The organism is Bulleidia sp. HCP3S3_C9, from assembly GCF_052064035.1.
In the GTDB taxonomy this organism is placed as follows: domain Bacteria; phylum Bacillota_I; class Bacilli_A; order Erysipelotrichales; family Erysipelotrichaceae; genus Bulleidia.
In genome coordinates, this window is record NZ_JBQHWJ010000148.1 from 1 (window position 1) to 425 (window position 425).

Sequence of the window (425 nt, forward strand, 5' to 3'; positions counted from 1 at the left end):
AAATGTGGATATAAAGAAAATCAGAAAAGCAAAACATATAACATCACAGTAAAGATGAGTAAAATACATCAGGATCATCAGGACAGGCAACAGACAGAATATTATCAGGAGCTGGCTGGTGAACGTTACAAAATAGAAGCTAAAAATGCGGAGCTAAAAAAAGAACATGGATATGCACATACTGTATATGCAGGAATAAACGGGATGATGCTTCAGGCAGGTGTCACCATTTTTGTGGTGAATTTAAAAAGAATATTGAAGCTGAAAAAAAGATAGATAAGCAAAAATATATTGATAAAAACCAAATAAAACAGGTATATACCTCAAATTCTTTTCTGAAATTTGTGAATATACCTGTTTTCATTCTAATTTGTAAACAATTTGATTAAATCTCGTTTATGACTGATACTTTTTCAACAGTCTCG

1 protein-coding gene is annotated in these 425 nt (G+C 31.3%); it reads left to right on the top strand.

Going from position 1 to position 425, the window contains the following annotated elements:
• Nucleotides 1-276: transposase (locus ACTND6_RS11190; RefSeq protein ID WP_441045127.1), on the top strand; the 276-nt coding region annotated here is incomplete at its 5' end.
• Nucleotides 277-425: the final 149 nt, after the last annotated feature.